The sequence below is a fragment of the Bathymodiolus thermophilus thioautotrophic gill symbiont genome (genome assembly GCF_003711265.1).
GTDB lineage: Bacteria > Pseudomonadota > Gammaproteobacteria > PS1 > Pseudothioglobaceae > Thiodubiliella.
Genome location: NZ_CP024634.1, coordinates 2,660,568 through 2,679,937, shown reverse-complemented (window position 1 = coordinate 2,679,937; position 19,370 = coordinate 2,660,568). Strand labels below are relative to the sequence as shown.

The following is a 19,370-nucleotide window of genomic DNA, read 5'->3' as shown; positions in this document are numbered from 1 at the left end:
ATTTTGAAAAAGGAGGTGAGTGATGAATTCAAAATCAATAGAATCCAAAACTGAGGCAACTTATGTGTATGAAGCACCAGTGCGCTTATGGCATTGGATTAATGCAGCGGCAATAGTTGTATTGGCAATAACGGGCTATTTTATTGGCTCTCCTTTGCCGAGTTTATCGGGTGAGGCGAGTGATTATTATTTGATGGGCTATATTCGATTTTTTCATTTCACAGCAGCTTATATTTTTGCCATTGGTTTGATTGGTAGAGTTTATTGGGCATTCGTAGGCAATCAACACGCCAAACAACTGTTTATGCCCCCTATCTTTAATAAACAATGGTGGAAGGAAGTATGGCATGAATTGCGTTGGTATGCATTTTTAGAAAAAGAGCCAAAAAAATACATTGGACACAATCCAGCCGCTTCATTGTTTATGTTTTTTATGTTTGTTACAGGGTCTATTTTTATGCTTTTTACTGGATTTGCACTGTATGCAGAAGGTCAAGGCATGGGATCATGGTGGTATGATGCGTTTGCAGGGTGGCTGATTCCACTCTTTGGGCAAAGTCAAGATGTGCATACTTGGCACCATTTGGGCATGTGGTTTTTAATTGTTTTTATTATGCTACATATTTATGTTGCAATTAGAGAGGACATTATGTCAAGGCAAACACTGGTTAGCACAATGATTAATGGCTGGAGAACATGGAAGGATAACCGCAAAGATTGATTGTATGCCGGTATTCTTATTTTTTCATCAATGTCAGGGTATTGCAAAATATCCTGTCTTGTTATAGTGAGATATATGAAAGTATTAATTTTAGGGGTTGGTAATATCTTGTGGGCTGACGAAGGTTTTGGCGTTAGAACTGTTGAAAGTATTAATCGACAATATGAGTTTGGTGATAATGTTAAATTGATGGATGGTGGCACCCAAGGTTTGTATTTAATTCAACATGTGCAAGAGTGTGATTTGTTGATTGTTTTTGATGCCATTGATTATGGTTTAAAACCCGGTGTGATGAAGTTAATTCATGACCAAGAAGTGCCCAAATTTATGGGTGCTAAAAAAATGAGTTTACATCAAACTGGTTTTCAAGAAGTTTTATCTACCGCAGAATTAACAGGTGAAACGCCTGACCATATTTTTCTAATTGGCGTTCAACCTGTAGAATTAGAAGATTTTGGCGGTAGTTTGCGAGATGAGGTCAAGGCACAAATGCAGCCAGCAATCCAACATTGTCTTGATTATTTAGACAGTTACAATGTTGTCTATAAAAAACGAAAGACCCCACTTTCTGAGCATGAGGGCGTCAACAGCCCAACTATTGGCATGAGCGAATATGAGGTGAACAGACCTTCGGAAAACTTGGCATGCAGAAAAGGCGATGACCGAGTTTTATTTGATCATACTTTTGAGCAAAGAGAGGTGGAATTGTTAGATGTATCTTGTGATACCAATGTTTTTGTTGATGGTAGAAAACATTTTGAGGGCAAGTGATGTGTATTGGTATTCCTATGCAAGTGATTGATCCTGTGAGTGATACTTTTGCACTTTGTCAAAATAATGGCGTTAATAACAAAATTAATATGCAACTCGTGGGGCCTCAAATTACAGGCACTTGGGTGTTGGTGTTTATTGATGCCGCTAGAGAAGTTATTTCTGCCGCCAGAGCCAAAGAAATTGATGCGGCACTTAAGGCGGTTAGTTTAGCCACTCAAGGCAGTGAAGACGATAGAGTGCAAGCCTTATTTGGTGATTTAATTAATCGCGAACCGATTAATCCTTTTTTAAATAACGATAAATAAATTATGTTTCCAGAACTAATACAACAATTAATAACCACACACAATTATCCGCTTTTATCAGAAAGCAATATTAGTAACTTTATTAAGCAACACCGTTATAGCGTGTTATTCTTTTGTAATGATGCTAAATTATTTCCAGAAAGTTTGGATGTTGCTATTATTTTGCCTGAGTTGATTTCTACCTTTAAAGGACAAATCGTACCAGCGCTTGTCAGTCGTGATGATGAAATGAAAATTCAGAGAAACTACGGTTTTAGCACTTGGCCTTCTTTGGTTTTCTTTAAAGAGGGTGCGTATTTAGGTGTGATTTCTAAAGTCCAAAACTGGGATGATTATATGAATGAAATTCAAAAATTAATGATGTCAGAGCCCACAACACCACCTGTTAAGATAGATTTAACTCAAAACTAAAAAAAGGAGAAATGACCATGTCATCTATACCAGTTCCACCTATTCCAGCTAATTTTTTAGGCGCAGGCTCTCAAACAACCTCCGAAGAAGACACACTTGAATATATGCAAATGCCGACAGAGATGTCCACTTTTGATATAGACAGCAAAATTTATGCATTTGATGAAAATATAAACCTGTCTGAATGTCGAGTGTTTTTAGAAAACATTTATACGCAATTAGCAGGCTATGACATCAATAACGATAATTTAATTTTTGAAGTAACGGGTCTCAATGCCGAGAATTTAGATTATTTAAATACCCTGCTTGGCGAGGGTGAAGTTAGTGCCGTGATTAAGCAGAAACATCAAATTGTGAATATTCAAGAATCCATATTTACTGGTATTTGGCGTGTTACTGTTGTTGACAATAACAACACTCTCTTGCAAGATTATATTGAAGCAGGTAATATTCCTGAAATGATTGTTAGTGTCAATCAAGAAAAACCAGGCAAGGTGCTTTTTAATAATGCACTATTGCCAGATGGCGTCGTAAATGTACCTGCAATCTTAACCGAGTTAAAAGACAAGAGAAAGACGCTTGATTCGCTTGGTGATATTGTTATTGATGAAATGAACAACCCAATTGAGGCCATTAACTTAACATTATTGCCGCATACAGAAGAAGACCTTGCTTGTATTAATAATATTTTGGGTGCCGGTGATACGGTCATTTTGTCTAGGGGTTATGGCAATTGTCGTATTGTGTCAACAGGCACTTCGTCTATTTGGTGGGTAAAATATTTTAATTCTACTGATAATGAGATTTTAAGTACGATTGAGGTGGTTAAAATACCTATTGTTGCATGTGCAGCGCAAGAAGATATAGAATCAAGCGTCGAAAGACTCAAAGAATTTGCTGATGAATTATGAAGACTTTTGAAGGTAGTTATTTAGGTGATGATGAAAAAATAGCAGACGATGCATGTATGGAATGCAAGATTTGTCATCATGTTTACCAACCTGAAGAAGGTGATGATTATTGGCAAATAGCACCCAATACACCGTTTTCTAAATTACCAGCTCATTGGCATTGCCCTAATTGTGATGGTTTTCAAGATCAATTTATGGTGATTGATCGAAGCGATATTGTGTAGCTTGGTATGTTTAGTAATAATGTTAATCGTTTAGAAGCACATTATCAATCTGTTTGTGTCAATCAAATGGCTGACATACCTATTCTTAATAAAGCACTTGAAGTTGAGGCAGTTGGTTTTGTTGATTGGGGGCATTCTAAAGATCAATCTGAAGTGGAAGTGGGCGTGTTAATCACACCTTGGTTTATGAATATCGTACTACTTCCTAAAGACAGCATGAGGCAGGAAGTCAGGGTTGGCAAAACAGTCAACATATTGTTTCCAGATGGCGAGTACTCTTTTTTAACTCAAGTGGATGCAGATTTTGGTATTTATTTAACTTGCTCATTGTTTTCCCCTATGTTTGATTTTAAAACTCAGCGTGACGCACGAGAAACTGCCGCAGCCGCCATGGCGCAACTCCTGCAAACTGAAGCGTTTAAGCAAATTAAAAAAGACAAAGCGGAAGCGCAACAATTGATTAAAGATCAAGAAGTCTTAAATAAAGCCTCCTCAAGAAGGGCATTTTTTAAAGGAGGGGGCAATGCCTGTTGAAGGTGAAATAACAATCAAGGTTAAGGCCAGATTTTCTCAGATTGAATTTGTTGAAATTGCTTCCTCTCGCCCATTGCACATTGCTCAATTATTTATTGGAAAATCAATAAATACTGTTGAGAATATTATTAATATGCTTTATCAATTATGCAATATTGCACATAGATTTGCTTTTTTAAAATTATTAAATGAAAATAAAACAATTCAATTGAGTCAAAATGAAATGAGCGCTTACCATTTATTGCTAGCATTAGAAACAATAAAAGAGCACTGCTTTAGCATTGCATCTAAATGGAATATAAGCAAGTACACTTCAATTGATGTCGGCATTATAAGCCTACTGACCACAATCAAAGAAATTAGCAACACCTTGTTTACAGGGGGCGACCCCCTATCTTTGGCAAACAAACAATTGCAACCTTTTGAGTCTGTTGAAAAATTGATATTCAAACTTGAAAAGCAATTACAATCTTTGTTGCTCGGAGAACAAGTTGATTCTAATCTTGTATTTAGCCACTTAAAGCATTTTGACAGTTGGTTACAAACAGCTGAAAGCAAAGCCGCTATTTTTTTAAATAATTTGCAATCGCTTAATAAAATAGGGGATGTTAAGGCGTTACACTTACCAGATTTAAATTTAAAAGAACTGGGTGTTTTGTTGCAGAATGATGCTTATATTAAGCAACCTAATTATCAAAATACCCTTTATGAAACAACCCCATATTCTAGACAATCCACCCATTCTTTTATTGAGGAAATGACAGAAGTTAATGGCAGAGGTGTGTTTACTCGGGCAAGCGCACAATTGTTCGAAGTGTTTGAATTACTTCATCGTGTTAAAAACGATTATCAACATATTGTTTTTGAAAATATTAGTTATACACCGCAATTTTTTGAGATTGAAACAACTGCCTTGACCCAATTAGAAGCGGCAAGAGGAAGGTTGGTGCATCAAATGAGTATTCGCAATAAAACAATCATATCCTATCAAATTTTGGCGCCAACAGAATGGAATTTTCATCCCAATGGCGTGTTAAAGCAAATGATTTTTTCGCTTAATTTCACCGATAAAGAAGACTTAATTGCCAAGGTAAAATTATTGGTCAATGCCATTGATCCTTGTGTGGGCTATAGTGTTGAGGTGGATTATGCATGAAATGAGTATTTGCATGAGTATTATTGAGTCTTTAGAAGCATCGGCGAAGGAAAATAATTACAAGGCCATCGAGAAGGTGTGGCTAGAAGTAGGCCCATTTTCAGGCGTTGAAGTGCAGGCATTAGAATTTAGTTTTGAAGTAGTTATTCGTGATACCATAGCACATAACGCTAAATTAGAAGTGATACAAACCCAAGCAAGTGCTTGGTGTTTTAAGTGCGATAAAACTGTAATAGTCAAGCAACGATATGATGCTTGTCCAAAATGTAATTCTCATCAACTTACAGTAACTGCTGGTGAAGAATTAAAAATTAAACAAATAGCAATAAAGGAGTAATAGTATGTGCACAGTATGCGGATGTGGTGAAACACAACACAATCACAATCATGGGCATTCTCATGATCATTCACATGACCACGATCACGACCACCCTCATGATCAGTCACACGACCACGACCACGACCATTCCCATGACCATCATCATTATGGCACAGGTAGTGCTGGCTTGCATATTGCTGGCATGAGTCAGGAAAGAATTGTGCAAGTAGAGTTAGATATTTTGTCAAAAAACAATGGTTATGCTAATAACAATCGTACTTATTTTTTAGAAAAAGGTATTTTGGCACTGAATTTAGTCTCTAGTCCGGGCTCTGGAAAGACTTCATTGTTGGAAACCAGTCTACTGGCATTAAAGCAAGAATTTAGTTTAAAAGTGATTGAAGGTGATCAACAAACCACACACGATGCCGATAGAATTAACAAAACAGGGGTGCAAGCCGTACAAGTGAATACCGGCAAAGGCTGTCATCTAGATGCCAATATGGTTGGCAATGCATTTGAAGCGCTTAATCTTGAACAAGACAGTTTGTTGTTTATTGAAAATGTAGGTAATTTAGTGTGTCCTGCTGCTTTTGATTTGGGTGAATATTGTAAAGTGGCAATTCTATCAGTAACAGAAGGCGAAGACAAACCCCTTAAGTATCCAGATATGTTTGCAGCCGCAGATATTATGTTGCTTAATAAAATAGATCTATTGCCACATCTAAATTTTGATGTAGACAAGTGTATCCGTTTTGCTCGTCAGGTTAATCCTAAAATTCAAGTGTTACAAGTATCTGCCACTTCTGGAGAAGGAATGGACAGGTGGTATCAATGGCTTAAGGCACAAATGGCAAGTGTTAAAGCGCTTAAAGTATAATGGAAAAAGCCCATATATTGGTTGTTGACGACGAAAAACGCGCGTTAGAAACCTATCATAGGACGCTAAAAAAACAATATGAAGTGCATTGCGCCATTAGCGCTAAAGATGCCTGGGAAATTCTCTATGAATTTCCAATTAGTGTTGTGTTGTCGGATCAAAAAATGCCTCATACTACGGGTATAGAGTTTTTGAAACAAGTTAAAGCCAAGTATCCCGATATCGTGCGTATTATTATTTCTGCTTTTAGTGATTCAGGGGATTTAATATTGGGCATTAATGAGGCAGGTATTTATCAATTTTTATGCAAGCCTTGGCATCCAGAAAACTTAAAATTAATCATTGCCAATGCAGTTAACATATACGAACTTCAGCAACAAAATCAATTGTTGTCTTTGGAACTAAGCGCTGAACTGCCTAGGCCTAGTGAAGCGCAACTCAAAAAACACATTAAAAACAAACAAGACGCCATTGCTAAAAAATATGCTTTTGATCAATTAATTCGTGCCGAAGATAGTCCATTAAATCAATTATGCACAGAGGTGCAAAATTTTTCTACCTACGATATACCGGTTTTAATTTATGGAGAGTCTGGCACGGGCAAAGAGTTGTTTGCTAGAGCCATTCATTATTATAGTAGCAGAGAAGAAAAGCCATTGATTATAGAAAATTGCGCCGCATTGCCTGATGACCTATTAGAAAGTGAGTTATTTGGGCATGTAAAAGGTGCTTTTACGGGTGCTTATAATGACAAAAAAGGATTGCTTGAGCAGGCTAATGGCGGCACGATTTTTTTAGACGAAATAGGCGATATTTCCCTTTCATTCCAAGTTAAATTATTACGCGCCTTACAAGAAAAGATTATTCGCCCCCTAGGTGGCAATCGCTATGTTCCTATTGACATCAGAGTAATTGCTGCCACCAATAAAAACCTCAAGCAAGAAATAAAATCAGGTCGCTTTAGAGAGGATTTATTTTATCGATTAGCAGGCGTGGAATTTAGAGTGCCACCCTTAAGGGAGCGTAAAAGCGATATTATATTGATTAGCATGAGTATTGTTAAACAAGGCAACTTGTTATTTAATAAGACAGTTAAAGGAATTACGGATGATGCCATTGCGTTAATTGAAAATTTTTCTTGGCGTGGTAATGTTAGAGAGTTGCAAAATGAAATTCAGCGCGCCATGGTTTTGGCACAAACTGATTACATTACGGCTGATGATTTGTCAGCCAAACTAAAGGAGAAATAATTATGTGTCTAGGTGTTCCTGCACAAATTAAAGAAATTGTTGATATGGACAATCAAATGGCAATGGTAGATTTATCTGGTGTATCAAGGGCGGTTAATATTGCTTGTGTTCTGAGTGATACAAATTCAGCAGAAACTTTAATTGGTCAATGGGTTTTAGTACATGTTGGCTTTGCATTAAGTGTAGTTGACGAAGAAGAGGCGTATAAAACCTTAAAAATCCTAGATGAAATAGGTGAATTATATGCCACTATGGAAGACCTGAAGCAAGGGGAAAAATAATGAAATATGTTGATGAATTTAGAGACCCAAAGCAGGCTAAAAAAATACTTCTTGAAATCGATAAATTATGCACCGAAATTGTCCTGCCAGAAGACAGGCCGATTCAAATTATGGAAGTGTGTGGCGGACATACCCATTCTATTTTTCGCTATGGACTGAATCAATTATTGCCTAAAAAATTAGAATTTGTTCACGGACCAGGTTGCCCTGTGTGTGTTTTACCACGCTCAGTGGTGGATAATTGTATTCGTATTGCTGAGAATGAAGATGTCATTTTTACCACTTTTGGCGATGCTATGCGAGTGCCAGGTAGTGAAAAAAGTTTATTAGATTTAAAAGCAGATGGGCGTGATATTCGGATGGTATATTCCCCTCTTGATGCAATGACAATTGCGCAGAATAATCCAGATAAAAGGGTGGTGTTTTTTGGTTTGGGTTTTGAAACTACAATGCCCTCAACGGCATTGTCAATTATGCAAGCTAAGAAATTAGGTGTAGATAATTTTTATTTATTTTGCAATCATATTACTATTATCCCAACGATTAAAGCCGTGCTAGACTCTCCTGGTATGCGTATTGATGGGTTTTTAGGTCCAGGGCATGTGAGTTTGATTATTGGCACCAAGCCATACCATTTTATCGCTGATGAATATCAAAAACCATTGGTAGCAGCGGGTTTTGAGCCATTAGATATTTTACAATCCGTTTGGATGATTTTAAAACAACTTAAAAATGGCGAGGCAAAAGTTGAAAATCAATACAAAAGACTGGTGAACGATAATGGCAATGCCAGTGCTTTAAGCCCTATTGCAGAGGTATTTGAATTACGAGAATTTTTTGAATGGCGTGGCTTGGGTTCTATCAATCATTCTGGCGTTAAAATTAATGATAAATACCGTCAATATGATGCAGAGGCGGTATTTAAGTTAAAAGAAGTTACGGTAACCGACCCCGATGTTTGTCAATGTGGAGAAGTGTTAAAAGGTGTTTTAAAGCCTTGGCAATGTAAAGTTTTTGGCAAAGAATGCACGCCAGAAATACCACTAGGGGCGCTTATGGTTTCAACCGAAGGCGCTTGTTCTGCGCATTATTCTTATGGGCAAAATATTGATTTAATCAACCAAAAGTTATGAATAAAAAATATCAAAATAAAAAAATTACCATGGCTCACGGTAGCGGTGGCAAAGCGAGTAGTGATTTGATTAAGGACATTTTTGTAGACACTTTTAACAATGATTATTTGGCAACCATGGAAGATCAGGCACGGCTTGATATGCCAACAGGTCAGCTGGCATTGACGACAGATAGTTTTGTGGTAAGCCCTTTGTTTTTCAAAGGGGGCGATATTGGTAAGTTGGCTATTACTGGCACGGTAAATGATTTGGCAATGAGTGGCGCAAAACCATTATATTTAACTTGTGGCTTGATTTTAGAAGAGGGTTTGTCTATTGATATATTGGATAAAATCATCAAGTCTATGCAAAAAACCGCAATAGAAGCAGGTGTTAAAGTTGTTTGTGGCGACACCAAAGTTGTGGAAAAAGGCAGTGCTGATAAGATATTTATCAATACTGCTGGCGTAGGTGTCATTGATAAAGGGGTAGAAATACACGCATATAAGGCCACAGTTGGTGACAAAATTATTGTTAACGGCTTTATTGGTGACCATGGCGCAACCATTATGCAATCAAGAACCGAACTTGCCATTTCAGCAGACATTGACAGCGATTGCCAAGTGCTTAATCATTTGGTACAAAAAATGCTCAGTGTTTCAAGCAACATTCATTCATTGCGTGATGCAACTCGTGGCGGTGTTGCTACTGTGCTAAATGAAATTGCAAGTGATTCTAAGGTTTGTATTAGTATCAAAGAGGACGCTCTACCGATTAGAGTGCCAACGCGTGGTGTTTGTGAAATTCTTGGACTGGATCCCCTTTATTTGGCAAATGAAGGCACGCTGGTATGCGTTGTGGCAGAACAAGATGCGGATCAAGTTCTGACAGCAATGAAGTGCACGAAAGAAGGAGAGAATGCCTGTATTATTGGCGAAGTAACCACTGGCCCAGAAGGTATCGTGGCGCTTAAAACCTTATTTGGTGGCACTAAAATTATTGACAAACTCATAGGGGATCAACTGCCAAGGATTTGCTAATTATGAAAGAAGCCAACCAACAATTTAATGAAGCCGCTTGGGTTGAAGTAATGAACCAAGTTGAAAAAACATATAGTTTGTTGAGCAAAAACCAGCAAGAACTTGAAGACAAAAACAGTTCGCTAGAAACCACACAAGTGTTTTTATCAAATATTATGAGTTCAATGACCGATGTGTTACTGGTCTGCGATCAAGATGGTCTTGTTGTTCAATGTAACAATGCATTTAAAACCCAATTAAATCACATAGAAAAAGAAATATTGGGCACACATTTTAGTCAATTGTTAAATTTAGATGCAACGCTATTGTTGCGCTTAAAAGAGCGGAAAAATTTACAAGATGTTAATCTTGATATAAAATTTGGCGATTTTAATAAGTCAGAAAAATATAATGTTAGTTGCTGCATAAGAAGAGACAGTCGCCTAAGGATGCTTGGCTATGTTTTTATTGGCAGGCCGATTGGTGAATTAATACGAGCACATGAAAAATTACAACTGACACACACTCAACTCAAAAAATCTCAAAATCGCCTAGTTGAATCTGAAAAAATGGCATCATTGGGCAGATTGGTTTCTGGTATTGTGCATGAAATCAACAATCCCGTTTCTTTTGTTTACGGTAATATTTATGAATTAAGTCAGTCATTTGATATTTTGAAGCAACAAATTGTAAACAATAACAAGCCACCTGAAAGGGAAGTTCAAGAGATATTTGACGACCTCCCAGAGTTGATGGCAGGCACGATTGAAGGTTTGGAGCGTATTACTGATATTATTACAGGATTGCGTAATTTTTCTACTATTTATAAAGAAGAATTTCAGAAGATTAAGCTTGATTCGGTGATGAAAACAGCTGTTTTATGGACACAAAAATCCCAACAAAAGCCCATTGAAATTGATAATAATATACAAAAAGGCTTATTTATTTTTGCCAACACTGGCAAGTTACATCAGTTGTTTGTTAATTTAATGCAAAATGCTATACACGCACTTGAGTCGATTGACAATCCGGTTTTATCAATCCACAGCATTGTTGAAAAGGACACGGTTAAAATTGATTTTATTGACAATGGAATAGGTATTGAGCAATCGAAGCTATCTAGAATATTTGACCCCTTTTTTTCCACCAAAGAAACCGGGGAAGGAATGGGGCTTGGATTGTATATTTGTTACAATATTGTCCAAGAATTCGGAGGCAGTTTGTCGGCTAAAAATAATATAGGACAAGGGTTGACACTTACTTTGGTGCTGCCTCTTGTGGGTGATGATAATGCTTAATTTATTATGGTTACAATCGGGTGGTTGTGGGGGTTGCACGATGTCGTTATTATCTGCTAACAATCCACATTTTATCCAGCAATTAAAGGTTAGTAATATTAACTTATTATGGCACCCCTCAATTAGCGAGGAAAGCACCCATCAGGCGCTTGAAATATTAACAGATATTTTAGAGGATAAAATTAAATTAGACATACTTTGCCTAGAAGGCTCTTTGTTAAGGGCGCCAAATAAGACGGGATTTTGCCATATAATGGCAGGCACCAATATTCCGTTTATTGATTGGATGGAGAAATTGGCCAACAAGTCTGATTACACGGTGGCAGTGGGTAGTTGTGCAGCTTATGGCGGTATTACTTCTGCTGGTGGCAATCCAACTGATGCTTGCGGACTTCAATATGAGGGGCATATTGCTGGCGGATTGTTATCTGCACAATATAAATCTAAAAAAAATCTGCCCGTTATTAATATTTCTGGTTGCCCAACACATCCAGATTGGGTATTGATTACTTTGAGTATGATTGCAAACAATCAGTTGGCTTTAGAGGATTTAGATGAGTATTTACGACCCAAATTTTTTACCAAACATTTGGTTCATCATGGTTGTAATCGCAATGAATATTATGAGTTTAAAGCAAGTGCTATCCAACCTACAGATTTGGGTTGTATGATGGAAAATATGGGGTGTTTAGGCACACAAGCTCAAGCCGATTGCAATATTAGACCTTGGCCTGGTGGCGGCTCTTGTACATCAGGTGGATTTGCTTGTATTAACTGCACGGCACCTGATTTTGAAGAACCTAGGCAATCTTTTATGAAAACACCTAAATTGGGTGGTATTCCTGTTGGCTTGCCATTGGATATGCCCAAGGCTTGGTTTATTGCCTTGTCCACTTTGGCAAAAGCAGCAACACCGAAGCGTTTAAAAGAGGGCGCTACTGCAGATGTGGTTTCTTATAAGTCAGGCACGCCAAATAAAGGAGGCACCGATGTCTGATATTATTGTAGGGCCTTTTAATCGAGTTGAAGGCGATTTAGAACTTAAATTAGACATACAATCCAATCAGATATTAGACGCTAAAGTAACTTCGCCTATGTATAGAGGATTTGAGCAAATTTTGCTTGGTAAGCCACCGCTAGATGCCTTGGTTTATACACCTAGAATTTGCGGTATTTGTTCGGTATCACAATCTATTGCTTGTGCTTATGCTTTAGAAAATAGTCAGTCAAAAACAGTGCCACACAATGGTAGAATTGCCACCAACTTAGTTTTAGCAACAGAGAATATATTGGATCATTTAACGCATTTTTATTTGTTTTTTATGCCAGATTTTGCTAAAGCAGAATATCAATCTAAACCTTGGTATCCAACTATTAAAAACCGCTTTCAAGCAGGAAAAGGCAAAGCATTAAATGACATACTCCCAGCAAGGGCCGACTTGTTAAAAGTGGTGGCACTTCTAGCAGGGAAATGGCCTCATACGCTTAGTATTCAGCCGGGTGGTAGCAGTAAGGCGATTGACAAATATGAACAAATTGAATTGAAAAACACAATTCGTCAGTTTAAACTATTTTTAGAAGAAAGTGTTTTTGGTGGCTCATTGCATACACTCTTAGAGAAGCAAACCAGAGCAGAATTGCTAGATTGGGCTAATGACAATGCCTCTGATTTTGCACAATTTATTCAGTTAATTGAAGTCAATGAATTGGAGGATTTAGGCAGTGTGGATTTAACCCTGATGAGTTATGGAAATTACCAATCGGCTGAAGCAACCGCTTTTGCATCAGGCATTTTTCATCAAGGAAAATTACAACCATTAGATGCTGATAAAATTAAAGAGCATACCCAATATAGTTATTTAAACAACACCTGTAGTGGCAAACATCCTTTGAAAAATACGACAGAGATGCCAACTGCATTACCCGATGAAGCCTATAGTTGGTGCAAGGCACCGAGGTTAGATGGAAAAGTGATTGAAGTGGGTGCTTTTGCTCGACAAGTGATTGATCAACAGCCATTAATAGTTGATTTAAATCACCACACCAAGTCAAATGTTGCCAATCGAGTTATTGCGAGAATGATAGAAGTTGCAAGAATTGCACTATTGCTTGAACAGTGGGCGGATGAATTTGAAATAGGTAACCCTTTTTATCAAGCCTTAGAGTTACCTAAGAATTTTCAATCAGAAGGGTTGATAGAGGCTGCCAGAGGTAGTTTAGGTCATTGGATGGAAGTCAAAGATGGCAAAATTAGTAATTATCAAATCATTGCTCCTACTACTTGGAATTTCTCCCCAATGGATGATAAAAAACAAAAAGGCGCTTTGGAGCAAGCATTAATTGGAACCAATGCCCCTAGTAGTCAATCAGTTAAAGTAGAGCATATTGTTAGATCATTTGATCCTTGTATGGTTTGCACGGCACACTAAAAATAAATCAGGCTTTAGCGTTATAATGAAACCTTTGCATAAAGATACAAGGATTTGCCAATATATTTGCCTTTGAATATCGGCAACACATAAAGAAGTAATATTTTCCCATCAATTGTAAATCAAGCGAAACCGACTATTTTGTCTTCAAGAAAAGCAGAGATTGCACAAGTGTCGTTATTTTTAATCTATTTTGCAATGTTTGTTTTTGTTTTATTCTCTAACCAGTTGCCCAAAAAGGCTTTGTTGTTGCTATAATCTGGGGCACACAGTTCGGTAATTGATTGTCGCAACAATGTTGTTATTTCTGCAGCTTGTTTTGACTTGCTAGGCTGGATTGTTATATTCACTACTTAGTCATTATTGGCAAAGTGATGAGCGGTAATTTCCCATTTTTGCAGTTCATCAATCGTGAGAATTAAACATTTGGAACTGCCACCATTGCGCACCGCACCTGATGCACCAGGATTAACGATCCAAGGTGTGGCAGTTTTGTCAATCACTTGTTTGTGTGTGTGGCCATAAATGACCATTTTTGCATTGGCATGGGCTTTTCGTAAGGAGTCATGTGATGGCGTTTTCCATCCATGTTCGTGTCCGTGCTCCACCGCCAATAGGTTGCCAAACAGTTCAAATGTTTCAATATCGGCAAACTTAAGGTGTGCGTCATTATTGCCTCTTACTGCGGTTAGAGGGGTGGTAAACACTTCTAAGGTTTGTTGCTCTATAATATCGCCAGCATGGATTATTTGATCACAACTGTTCATTAAACTGATAATTTCAGGGTGAATCCAGCCGTGAGAGTCTGAGAGGATGCCGATTTTCATTTTATTAATGCTTTAAATTGATGAGTGCGCGTTCAAAAGTTTCAATATTAATAAAACCTTCAATTTGTTTAGTCTCCACTTTGGAGCTGGGTTTGCTGATGGCGACTACGGTACCGATGCCGTATTGTTTGGCAGATTTGAGGACGGATAGTGAGTCGTCAAAGAAGATGCTTTTGGTTTTATCAAACTGAATGGCATTTTCTAATTTATGCCAAAATTCTTGTTTTTCTTTGGCAACATTGTAATCATGAGAAGAGATAATGTCATCAAAATAAGAGGCTAAATTGGTTATCTGCATTTTCAGTTGAATGGTTTTTCTGTGGGCGTTGGTAACCAAATAAATGCGTTTTTTATGGACTTTGGCTTGGGTTAGGAATTCTAATACAAAAGGATGGATTTGAATTAAATGTGCAACATCCTCTTTGAGCTTGGCGATGTCAAGTTGTAATTTTTCTTGCCAATAATCTAGGCAATACCAATGTAACTTTCCTTCTTCGGCTCTGAAAATAGGGAAAAGTTTATCTTTGGCTTCATCATGCGTTAAATTATGCTTATTGGCAAAAGCCAAGGGTATGTATTCCATCCAAAAATGTAAATCAAAGTTTAAATCTAGCAGTGTGCCGTCCATATCCAGTAGAATAGTGTCAATATTTGACCAATTGATTGGCTCAGAATCTGAGTTTTTTGGTTTTATTTTCTGCGCCATGTCGTTACGCCTGCGCTGTCTTCTAAAATAATGCCCAATTCAGCCAATTGATCTCTAATTTGATCGGATGTGGCAAAATCTTTATTGGCTCGGGCTGCATTTCGTTGTTCAATTTTTTGATCAATTTCTTTGTCGGATAACGACACGCCTTGTTTGAGAAATTCTTCTGCATTCATTTGCAAAATACCGAGGTAGCCACCGAGTTTTTTTAATAATTGACCTAAGGCATTTGCTTGATCTCGGTCTTTTTCACGCTCGGCATTTGCAGTTTTGGCTAATTCAAATAAGACACTGAGCGCAATTGGAGTGTTAAAGTCATCATCTAAGGCTGCGATTACTCGTGTTTCAAAATCAAAGCGTTGTGAGATTTCTGTCATTGCCGATTCTGAGGCTTGCAGTCCACGCATTGCCGTATATAGTCGGGTTAAGGCGGTTTTGGCAAGGTCTAAATTTTCGTTTGAAAAATTCAGTGGAGAGCGGTAATGTGAACTCATAATAAAGTAACGCAAGGATTCGCCATCATAATTTTCCAATACGCCACGAATGGTGAAAAAATTATTGAGCGATTTACTCATTTTTTCATCATTGATATTGACAAACCCCACATGCATCCAAGTATTAACAAAAGTGCAGTCGTTAGCCCCCTCAGATTGTGCAATCTCATTTTCGTGATGGGGGAATGCTAAATCCATACCGCCACCGTGAATATCAAAATGTTTACCAAGGTGCGTGCATGACATGGCTGAACATTCAATATGCCAACCAGGGCGACCTTTGCCCCAAGGCGATGTCCAACTTGGTTCGTTTGGTTTTGCCATTTTCCAAAGCACAAAATCCAAAGGGTCTTTTTTGTCTGTTTCCACATCAACTCTAGCGCCTGCCTCAAGTTCATCAAGATTTTTACCACTCAGTTTGCCATAACCTTTAAATTTACGCACTGAATAATAGACATCGCCACTTTTACCTTGATAAGCAATGCCTTTTTTAATCAAAGATTCAATCATATAAAACATTTGATCAATCGCATCAGTGGCGCGTGGCTCAATATCAGGTGGCAAGATGCCGAGTGCGCGTTCATCTTCGTGCATCGCTTCAATAAAACGGTTGGTTAATGTGTAAATATCCTCTTCATTTTCAATGGCACGCTGGATAATTTTGTCGTCAATATCGGTAATATTGCGCACATATTCAACAGTGGGGTAATGTCGCCTAAGATGGCGGGTAATGACATCAAACATAACCAGCACTCGTGCATGACCCATGTGGCAATAATCATAAACCGTCATACCGCAAACATACATCCCTACTTTTTCTGGATTAATGGGATGAAAATCTTCTTTTTGTTTACTGAGTGTGTTGTATATTTTTAGCATGATTATTATTTTACGGTATTTGCTTGCATTTTTTATGGAATTTAAAGGCGTTATGGTTGTATAATTATCCTTTTTTTATTATTATATCTTGGAGAAGAATATGAGCGTTTTAGTAACACAACCAGCACCAGATTTCACTTCTGCGGCAGTATTAGCAGATGGTTCAATCGTAGATAATTTCACGCTTTCTAGCCTTAAAGGCAAGAAAATTTGCGTGTTCTTTTATCCGTTAGATTTTACTTTTGTCTGCCCATCAGAGATTTTGGCACATCATCATCGTATAGCGCAATTTGCAGAAAAAGGTGTTGAAGTGGTTGGCGTATCAGTCGATTCACAATTCACGCACAACGCATGGCGTAACACTGAGCCTAAAGATGGTGGCTTAGGTAAGATTGACTTTCCATTGGTTGCTGATGTTAATCATTCAATTATGGAAGCCTATGGCATTGTCCACCCTGCAGGTATTGCATTGCGTGCTTCGTTCTTAATTGACGAAGATTTTGTGGTTCGCCATCAAGTGGTCAATGATTTGCCTTTGGGTCGAGATGTGGATGAAATGTTGCGTATGGTTGATGCTCTTGATTTCCACACCACACACGGTGAAGTGTGTCCAGCGGGTTGGAACAAAGGTGATGAAGGTATGAAAGACACGCCTGAAGGTGTGGCTGAGTATTTGGCTAAAAATGCAGATAATTTGTAATTGATAATATTTTCTAACATTTGGAGAAATAAAATGAAAAACTTTTTTACTTTTATTTTTGGTTTACTGGTTATGTCAATTTCCAGTCATTCTTATGCTGATAGTAAATTTGTACAAGTGGCTGATTGCCCTAATGCTCCATCATACGCTTGTTGTATGAATCCCGAATGGAAGGATGTGTTATGGCTATCAACCGAAGACAAAATTATTTCAGCTCATGAGAGCGAAGAAGCTTGTCTCAAGGTGGGAGCAAATTTTAATGCAGCATTCTATAACAATTGTATTGCTAGTACAGAAATTTTTAACCACCCTCATTCTGAAAGGATTCCAAGTGAATGTACAATTAAACAATATCCTCCCTATCCCAATGCAAAATCTTTGTAGTTAACGCATCACTTGGTAAACCTATAAAGACAACATCTTTTATTTAATTGCTGGTTTCAACCACTACTTTCTTCATATTTGAATAGGTAGAATGTGTTGTTTTTATGCGCTTAAATCACTGTTTTGTCAATTGTAGGAACTTTAAGATAATAATAATTTAAAAATTGGAGGTTTATAATGAAAAAATACAAATGTATGGTTTGTGGTTGGATTTATGATGAGGCAACAGGCTCATCAAAAGAAGGTATTGCACCCGGTACAAAATGGGAAGATGTGCCTTCGGATTGGGTTTGTCCTGATTGTGGCGTTAGTAAGGATCAATTTGATATGATAGAAATTTAATGTCAAAAATACTTATATTGCCAGGAGATGGTATCGGGCAAGAGATTGTCAAGCAAGCGTTAAAAGTCATTGATTTTTTAAACAAAAATGATGCACTAGATATGGAATTGGTGCATGGCTTGATTGGCGGAACAGCTTATGATGAGACGGGTTCGCCTTTGCCACAAGTAACATTAGACGCTGCTAAAGAATGTGATAGTATTTTGTTAGGTGCTGTGGGCGGTTATCAATGGGAGAAATTAGAGCGAGATTTGAGACCAGAGCGAGGCTTATTGGGTTTGCGTACTGAGATGGATTTGTTTTCTAATTTGCGTCCTGCGATTTTATATCCGCAACTTGCTGGCGCTTCAACCCTTAAAGAAGAAGTGGTGTCTGGACTGGATTTAATGATTGTGCGTGAGTTAGTGGCAGGTATTTATTTTGGACAACCGCGCGGGATTGAAGTGCGTGATGGGCAGAAATATGGCTTTAATACAGCCACTTATCATGAGTCAGAAATTAGGCGCATTGGGCATTCAGCGTTCAAAATTGCACAACTTCGTCAGGGGCGTGTTTGTTCGGTAGATAAGGCGAATGTATTAGAGGTGTGTGAGTTGTGGCGTGAGGTGATGGAGGATGTGGCAAAAGATTATCCAACCGTAGAATTATCGCACATGTATGTAGATAATGCGGCCATGCAACTCGTTAAAGATCCCAAGCAATTTGATGTTATGGTTACCAGTAATTTGTTTGGCGATGTGTTGTCTGATTGTGCAGCAATGCTTACCGGTTCAATTGGTATGTTGCCATCGGCTTCACTGAATGGCAATGGTTTTGGTATGTACGAACCTATTCATGGGTCAGCACCTGATATTGCAGGCAAAGATATTGCCAATCCTTTAGCAACTATTTTATCAGTGGCAATGATGTTGCGTTATTCGCTTAATCAAGCAGACTTGGCTGAAAAAATCGAAGCGGCAGTTATTACGGTGTTAGACCAAGGTTATCGCACGCAAGACATTGCCAGTAAAGGTAGTAGCGTTGTTGGCACAAGCAAAATGGGTGATTTGGTCGTGGAGGCATTGGCGTGAAAATAACCGTTTATTCTACTAACACTTGCCCAATTTGCGTTAAAACCAAAACCTTGTTGGATAAATGGAAACTACCTTTTGAGCAAAAAATGATTGATGAAGACCGGGTGCTGATGACAGAGTTTTCAAAGGTTACTAATGGCGCTAGAATGGTGCCGCAAATTGTGATTGATGATAAACATATTGGTGGCTTTAGCGATCTTACCGAGTTACATATGGATGGATTTTTCGACTAGTTTTATTTTTTTGAGATTTGTTAAATTAAGAACGACATGGATGAGGCCTTTGCATAAATATGGGTGATTGGCAAAATTCAATTTTTGCCCTCCTATAAAGAGCGCTAA

General features: G+C 37.9%; 26 protein-coding genes. 22 read left to right on the top strand and 4 right to left on the bottom strand.

Annotated features, from left to right (window positions below; translation table 11 throughout):
• Window positions 1-22: 22 nt before the first annotated feature.
• From cybH to MS2017_RS10010, 17 genes are all read left to right on the top strand, one after another.
• On the top strand, window positions 23-721 hold the full coding sequence (gene cybH, locus MS2017_RS10090; protein WP_122952097.1) for a Ni/Fe-hydrogenase, b-type cytochrome subunit: 699 nt from the start codon (window positions 23-25) through the stop codon (window positions 719-721).
• A 75-nt stretch (window positions 722-796) separates the two neighbouring features.
• On the top strand, window positions 797-1,492 hold the full coding sequence (locus tag MS2017_RS10085) for a HyaD/HybD family hydrogenase maturation endopeptidase (protein ID WP_122952096.1): 696 nt from the start codon (window positions 797-799) through the stop codon (window positions 1,490-1,492).
• Entirely contained in the window at window positions 1,492-1,800 is a 309-nt protein-coding gene (locus MS2017_RS10080; protein ID WP_122952095.1) for a HypC/HybG/HupF family hydrogenase formation chaperone, read from the top strand. Before MS2017_RS10085 ends, MS2017_RS10080 begins: the two co-directional genes overlap by 1 nt.
• A gap of 3 nt (window positions 1,801-1,803) precedes the next feature.
• Complete coding sequence (locus tag MS2017_RS10075) at window positions 1,804-2,211, top strand: thioredoxin domain-containing protein (RefSeq protein WP_122952094.1); 408 nt, start codon at window positions 1,804-1,806, stop codon at window positions 2,209-2,211.
• Between the two features lie 17 nt (window positions 2,212-2,228).
• Entirely contained in the window at window positions 2,229-3,122 is an 894-nt protein-coding gene (locus MS2017_RS10070) for a hydrogenase expression/formation protein (protein ID WP_164707704.1), read from the top strand.
• On the top strand, window positions 3,119-3,346 hold the full coding sequence (locus MS2017_RS10065; protein ID WP_122952092.1) for a rubredoxin: 228 nt from the start codon (window positions 3,119-3,121) through the stop codon (window positions 3,344-3,346). Before MS2017_RS10070 ends, MS2017_RS10065 begins: the two co-directional genes overlap by 4 nt.
• 6 nt (window positions 3,347-3,352) lie before the next feature.
• The gene (hybE, locus tag MS2017_RS10060; RefSeq protein ID WP_122952091.1) at window positions 3,353-3,880 is read left to right on the top strand and encodes a [NiFe]-hydrogenase assembly chaperone HybE; all 528 of its coding nucleotides are present in this window, start codon (window positions 3,353-3,355) and stop codon (window positions 3,878-3,880) included.
• On the top strand, window positions 3,870-5,036 hold the full coding sequence (locus tag MS2017_RS10055) for a nickel-dependent hydrogenase large subunit (RefSeq protein ID WP_122952090.1): 1,167 nt from the start codon (window positions 3,870-3,872) through the stop codon (window positions 5,034-5,036). The genes hybE and MS2017_RS10055 overlap by 11 nt, the downstream gene beginning before the upstream one ends.
• 13 nt (window positions 5,037-5,049) lie before the next feature.
• Window positions 5,050-5,373 carry a hydrogenase maturation nickel metallochaperone HypA gene (gene hypA, locus MS2017_RS10050; protein WP_241156933.1) on the top strand — a complete coding sequence of 108 codons (324 nt, stop codon included), beginning with the start codon at window positions 5,050-5,052 and terminating at the stop codon, window positions 5,371-5,373.
• Between the two features lie 4 nt (window positions 5,374-5,377).
• Window positions 5,378-6,235 (top strand): hydrogenase nickel incorporation protein HypB, encoded by an 858-nt coding sequence (hypB, locus tag MS2017_RS10045; protein WP_122952088.1) that lies wholly within the window; start codon window positions 5,378-5,380, stop codon window positions 6,233-6,235.
• Entirely contained in the window at window positions 6,235-7,485 is a 1,251-nt protein-coding gene (locus tag MS2017_RS10040; protein ID WP_122952087.1) for a sigma-54-dependent transcriptional regulator, read from the top strand. The genes hypB and MS2017_RS10040 overlap by 1 nt, the downstream gene beginning before the upstream one ends.
• A 2-nt stretch (window positions 7,486-7,487) precedes the next feature.
• Window positions 7,488-7,766, top strand: a complete 279-nt coding sequence (locus MS2017_RS10035) for a HypC/HybG/HupF family hydrogenase formation chaperone (protein ID WP_122952086.1) — start codon at window positions 7,488-7,490, stop codon at window positions 7,764-7,766.
• Window positions 7,766-8,899, top strand: coding sequence for a hydrogenase formation protein HypD (hypD, locus tag MS2017_RS10030; RefSeq protein ID WP_122952085.1), 1,134 nt, complete (start codon window positions 7,766-7,768; stop codon window positions 8,897-8,899). Before MS2017_RS10035 ends, hypD begins: the two co-directional genes overlap by 1 nt.
• On the top strand, window positions 8,896-9,918 hold the full coding sequence (hypE, locus tag MS2017_RS10025) for a hydrogenase expression/formation protein HypE (RefSeq protein ID WP_122952084.1): 1,023 nt from the start codon (window positions 8,896-8,898) through the stop codon (window positions 9,916-9,918). Before hypD ends, hypE begins: the two co-directional genes overlap by 4 nt.
• Before the next feature lie 2 nt (window positions 9,919-9,920).
• On the top strand, window positions 9,921-11,195 hold the full coding sequence (locus tag MS2017_RS10020) for an ATP-binding protein (protein WP_122952083.1): 1,275 nt from the start codon (window positions 9,921-9,923) through the stop codon (window positions 11,193-11,195).
• Complete coding sequence (locus MS2017_RS10015; protein WP_420886039.1) at window positions 11,188-12,192, top strand: NADH-quinone oxidoreductase subunit B family protein; 1,005 nt, start codon at window positions 11,188-11,190, stop codon at window positions 12,190-12,192. Before MS2017_RS10020 ends, MS2017_RS10015 begins: the two co-directional genes overlap by 8 nt.
• A complete protein-coding gene (locus tag MS2017_RS10010; protein WP_122952081.1) occupies window positions 12,185-13,624 on the top strand; it encodes a nickel-dependent hydrogenase large subunit in 1,440 nt (479 codons plus the stop codon). The genes MS2017_RS10015 and MS2017_RS10010 overlap by 8 nt, the downstream gene beginning before the upstream one ends.
• Before the next feature lie 188 nt (window positions 13,625-13,812).
• On the opposite strand, the gene MS2017_RS11565 is transcribed toward MS2017_RS10010, so the two are convergent.
• The 4 genes from MS2017_RS11565 to cysS are packed head-to-tail and all read right to left on the bottom strand — an operon-like array spanning window position 13,813 to window position 16,530.
• Window positions 13,813-13,974 carry a hypothetical protein gene (locus MS2017_RS11565; RefSeq protein ID WP_164707703.1) on the bottom strand — a complete coding sequence of 54 codons (162 nt, stop codon included), beginning with the start codon at window positions 13,972-13,974 and terminating at the stop codon, window positions 13,813-13,815.
• A gap of 3 nt (window positions 13,975-13,977) precedes the next feature.
• The gene (locus MS2017_RS10005) at window positions 13,978-14,451 is read right to left on the bottom strand and encodes a metallophosphoesterase family protein (protein ID WP_122952080.1); all 474 of its coding nucleotides are present in this window, start codon (window positions 14,449-14,451) and stop codon (window positions 13,978-13,980) included.
• A 4-nt stretch (window positions 14,452-14,455) separates the two neighbouring features.
• Entirely contained in the window at window positions 14,456-15,157 is a 702-nt protein-coding gene (yrfG, locus tag MS2017_RS10000; RefSeq protein WP_122952079.1) for a GMP/IMP nucleotidase, read from the bottom strand.
• The gene (gene cysS, locus MS2017_RS09995) at window positions 15,142-16,530 is read right to left on the bottom strand and encodes a cysteine--tRNA ligase (protein ID WP_076982519.1); all 1,389 of its coding nucleotides are present in this window, start codon (window positions 16,528-16,530) and stop codon (window positions 15,142-15,144) included. Before cysS ends, yrfG begins: the two co-directional genes overlap by 16 nt.
• A 100-nt stretch (window positions 16,531-16,630) precedes the next feature.
• Here cysS and MS2017_RS09990 point away from each other — a divergent pair, with 100 nt between their 5' ends.
• From MS2017_RS09990 to MS2017_RS09970, 5 genes are all read left to right on the top strand, one after another.
• Entirely contained in the window at window positions 16,631-17,230 is a 600-nt protein-coding gene (locus tag MS2017_RS09990; RefSeq protein WP_071565196.1) for a peroxiredoxin, read from the top strand.
• Between the two features lie 33 nt (window positions 17,231-17,263).
• Window positions 17,264-17,614: a hypothetical protein gene (locus MS2017_RS09985; RefSeq protein ID WP_122952078.1), complete on the top strand. Its 351-nt coding sequence runs from the start codon at window positions 17,264-17,266 to the stop codon at window positions 17,612-17,614.
• Between the two features lie 177 nt (window positions 17,615-17,791).
• Window positions 17,792-17,956, top strand: a complete 165-nt coding sequence (locus MS2017_RS09980) for a rubredoxin (RefSeq protein WP_071565194.1) — start codon at window positions 17,792-17,794, stop codon at window positions 17,954-17,956.
• Window positions 17,956-19,026 (top strand): 3-isopropylmalate dehydrogenase, encoded by a 1,071-nt coding sequence (gene leuB, locus MS2017_RS09975; RefSeq protein ID WP_122952077.1) that lies wholly within the window; start codon window positions 17,956-17,958, stop codon window positions 19,024-19,026. The genes MS2017_RS09980 and leuB overlap by 1 nt, the downstream gene beginning before the upstream one ends.
• Window positions 19,023-19,262, top strand: a complete 240-nt coding sequence (locus MS2017_RS09970) for a glutaredoxin domain-containing protein (protein ID WP_122952076.1) — start codon at window positions 19,023-19,025, stop codon at window positions 19,260-19,262. The genes leuB and MS2017_RS09970 overlap by 4 nt, the downstream gene beginning before the upstream one ends.
• The last annotated feature ends 108 nt before the right edge of the window (window positions 19,263-19,370 follow it).